Origin of the sequence: Citrobacter sp. Cpo061 (assembly GCF_030332845.1) — a bacterium.
Taxonomy (GTDB): domain Bacteria; phylum Pseudomonadota; class Gammaproteobacteria; order Enterobacterales; family Enterobacteriaceae; genus Citrobacter; species Citrobacter portucalensis.
The window spans coordinates 1-3,543 of the sequence record NZ_JAOWHB010000046.1 but is presented as its reverse complement, the minus strand read 5'-3'; the positions used below and the strand labels follow the sequence as shown (position 1 = coordinate 3,543).

Genomic DNA, 3,543 nt, shown 5'->3' with positions numbered 1-3,543 from the left:
TATCCGTAACAAATATCGCTCAGGTGATGGATGTGACTATGCCGGAACGCGTTATTTCGACAAGCACAACAACCCGGTTAACGATCCGTCACTCGATGAATGCCCCGGTACGCTCACTGCGTGCAAGTTGAGGCATGGCGAGGGGAACGAGTTGCCGTTCGGTGGCTTCCCTGGCACATCCCTGATCAGGAGCTGATATGCGTCAGAAAATTATCGATGCCATTATGGCGCATGCTGCTGCTGAATATCCGCGCGAATGCTGCGGCGTGGTGGTGCAAAAAAGCAGGGTGCAGCGGTACATTCCCTGCCGTAATCTGGCAACCGATCCGACAGAGCATTTCCACCTGTCGCCGGAAGATTATGCCGCTGCCGAAGACTGGGGAACAGTGATTGCCATTGTTCACAGTCACCCTGACGCCACAACGCAACCGAGTGAACTGGATAAAGCGCAATGTGATGCAACGCTTTTACCATGGCACATCGTGAGCTGGCCTGAGGGGGATTTACGCACCATCCAGCCGCGTGGGGAATTGCCGCTGCTGGAGCGTCCGTTTGTGCTTGGTCACTTCGACTGCTGGGGGCTGGTAATGAGCTATTTCCGGCAAACGCACGGGATCGAGCTTCACGATTATCGGGTGGATTATCCCTGGTGGGAAAACGACTATCCGGACAACTTTTATCAGGATTGCTGGTATGAGTGCGGATTCCGTGAATTCAGCGGTGTGCCTCAGCCAGGTGACATGGTCATCATGCAAGTCCAGGCTAATAAGTGGAACCATGCCGGGATCTTGCTCGAAGGTAATATGTTACTCCACCATCTTTATGGCCATTTGAGTCAGCGTGTGCCTTACGGTGGCTACTGGCAGGAACGGACGATGAAGGTTCTACGGCATAAGTCTCTGTGCTAATCTTTTGCATTATCAAAAGGGGATAGGGATATGAAAAAAAACATATTATTGATTTCACTACTGGGTTTATTTGGTTGTAGTGCATCTTCCTTACAGGAAGGACAGCCTATTTATTCTGGTCATACCTCAAAGAGTGCTGCACAACTCAACAAATGCATGTCACCTAAGTGGCAGGAACTGCATCCACAGGCTACAAGTATAGAAACTGAAACTGGATATAGAATATCAGCCGCTGATGATTTATTTGGTGTTCTTTCGATGGCTATTATTCAAGATGACTCTGAGGGAGGGGCCGATGTGAAAGTCTATGCTGCAAATAAAGGTATCGGTGACCCGTGGGGTAAAATAGCGCGATCATGCATTTAATTTATTTCTGTTTTTCAAAGCCACGTTAGTGGCTTTTTTATTGGAGTAAATATGCAAGAAATAATGACTCGGATTGAACTAGGTGGCGCGTTAGGTAAAACATTTGGTAGAACCCATGACAGACTAATACGAACAACAGCAGAGGCTATCAATGCATTATCAAAAACAATTTGTGGATTTGAACAATATTTAAATACGAGTAAAAATCGTGGTCTAACGTATGCTGTATTTAAAGGGAAAAGAAATATTGGAAAAGATGATTTAGGTTTTCCAGTTACAGGAGAGGTGATAAGAATTATCCCTGTTGTAATTGGCAGTAAAAAGGCAGGCCTACTTCAAACAGTTTTAGGGGCTGTACTTGTTGTTGTTGGTGCTTTGGGGGCTACTATCGGCCAAGCATGGGGCGGTGCAGCTTGGGGCCCTGCCGCTATGAAAATAGGCGCTGCAATGATGCTTGGTGGTGTTGTTCAAATGCTTTCGCCACAGCCAGCAGGACTTGCCAGCAAACAGGATGCCGAAAATCGGGCATCGTATGCATTCGGTGGTGTAACTAACACTGCTGCTCAGGGTAATCCAGTTCCCCTTGGTTATGGGCGACGCCGGATCGGTGGCGCGATTATTTCTGCCGGAATTTATGTTGAAGATAAACAATAAGCCGAAAGGCGGGAGAAAGTTATGACCTTAGAGCAAAAGGTAAAATTTCAAGAAACAAAAGTTGATGATACTAAGGAAATAAAGGCGGTCCCTAAGGAACACGCCTTTGAACTAATTAAACCCAATGGGGTTATCGCTCTCCGGTTAGGGAAAATTTCGTAGCCTGGCAAATCCGAGCAAGCTCAATATAGCTACTTGCCCCCTGATTATGAGCTAGCGCTTGGTCAAGTTTGCTAAACAACTCAGCCTGCTTTTCTGTGTCCTTCCCTACAACTGTTGAGGCAAGCGCCCCAAATGCACTCATGAGAGCATAAGCAAGGTCCTCAGCGTTAGGTGGGGTGCTCGTATCGACAGCTTCAAACTTATATTTAGTCATTTTAATCCTTCGTTAAGAGGTAATCAGCCATCCCTCCTTCCCAGAGTACGTCAGCATCCCAGCGCTGACGGGCTGAGCTAACACATTAACCAGGGTTATAGATGAGCAACATCCTGATATTCAAACAGTAGCCACCTTTTGGTGGCTTTTTTATGGGTGAAATATGGCGTCGAAAAAAATCACAGGGCGAAAAGGTGGTGGTTCTAAAAGCCGAACACCGACGGAACAACCGGATGATCTTCAGTCTGTTGCGAAGGCAAAGTTGCTAGTAGCTCTGGGGGAAGGTGAGTATGCCGGTGCTTTAACCGGAAAAGATATCTACCTCGATGGCACACCGCTGGAGAATGTCGACGGCTCCCAAAACTTTGGTGGCGTAGTCTGGGAATTTCGCGCTGGTACGCAGGCACAAAATTACATTCAGGGTATTCCCGGCACCGAAAACGAAATCAACGTTGGAACTGAAATATCAAGCGCCACAGCCTGGACGCGTACCTTTACGAACACGCAACTATCAGCCGTTCGCCTGCGACTGAAATGGCCTTCACTGTTTAAGCAGGAGGACAACGGCGATCTGGTAGGGTATTCCATCAATTATGCAATAGACCTGCAAACTGATGGTGGTACCTGGCAAACCGTTTTTAATACCAGCGTAACCGGCAAAACGACGTCTGGTTATGAGCGCAGCCACCGTATTGATTTACCGCAGGCTGGCAGCACCTGGACAATCCGATTGCGTAAGATTACCGCTGATGCAAACAGCGCGAAGATCGGTGATACGATGACGCTACAGAGCTTCACCGAGGTGATTGACGCCAAATTACGTTACCCGAATACCGCTCTGCTTTACATCGAATTTGACTCAAGCCAGTTCAATGGCTCTATCCCGCAGATTTCCTGCGAACCAAAAATGCGCGTGATCCGTGTGCCGGATAATTATGATCCTGAAACGAGGACTTACAGTGGTACATGGCAAGGGGCGTTTAAGTGGGCCTGGACCGATAACCCGGCGTGGATATTTTACGATCTGGTTATTACCGATCGCTTTGGTCTGGGGAATCGCCTGAGTGCAGCCAACATCGATAAATGGACGTTGTACCAGGTATCGCAGTATTGCGATCAGCCGGTACCGGATGGAAAGGGTGGAAGCGGGACAGAGCCACGCTATACCTGTAACGTCTATGTTCAGGACAGGAATGACGCTTACACTGTGCTGCGTGACTTTGCGGCTATATTCCGGGG

The 3,543-nt window shown here is 48.2% G+C and carries 4 protein-coding genes and 1 pseudogene; all 5 read left to right on the top strand.

Annotated features, from left to right (window positions below; genetic code table 11):
* Positions 1 to 196 (top strand): annotated as a pseudogene (locus OGX97_RS14810) (phage minor tail protein L); the annotation flags it as partial.
* Position 197: 1 nt separating this feature from the next.
* The gene (locus OGX97_RS14805) at positions 198 to 908 is read left to right on the top strand and encodes a C40 family peptidase (RefSeq protein ID WP_286592559.1); all 711 of its coding nucleotides are present in this window, start codon (positions 198 to 200) and stop codon (positions 906 to 908) included.
* Between the two features lie 30 nt (positions 909 to 938).
* Positions 939 to 1,274, top strand: coding sequence for a hypothetical protein (locus tag OGX97_RS14800; RefSeq protein ID WP_088902112.1), 336 nt, complete (start codon positions 939 to 941; stop codon positions 1,272 to 1,274).
* A 51-nt stretch (positions 1,275 to 1,325) separates the two neighbouring features.
* Entirely contained in the window at positions 1,326 to 1,928 is a 603-nt protein-coding gene (locus OGX97_RS14795; RefSeq protein WP_094543226.1) for a tail assembly protein, read from the top strand.
* Between the two features lie 539 nt (positions 1,929 to 2,467).
* The coding region (gpJ, locus tag OGX97_RS14790) for a TipJ family phage tail tip protein (RefSeq protein ID WP_424953313.1) at positions 2,468 to 3,543 on the top strand (1,076 nt) is incomplete at its 3' end.

Excerpts from the sequence above, each read along its gene's own strand:
- OGX97_RS14805 (WP_286592559.1), top strand. The coding sequence starts at position 198 with ATGCGTCAGAAAATTATCGATGCCATTATGGCGCATGCTGCTGCTGAA.
- OGX97_RS14800 (WP_088902112.1), top strand. The coding sequence starts at position 939 with ATGAAAAAAAACATATTATTGATTTCACTACTGGGTTTATTTGGTTGT.
- OGX97_RS14795 (WP_094543226.1), top strand. The coding sequence starts at position 1,326 with ATGCAAGAAATAATGACTCGGATTGAACTAGGTGGCGCGTTAGGTAAA.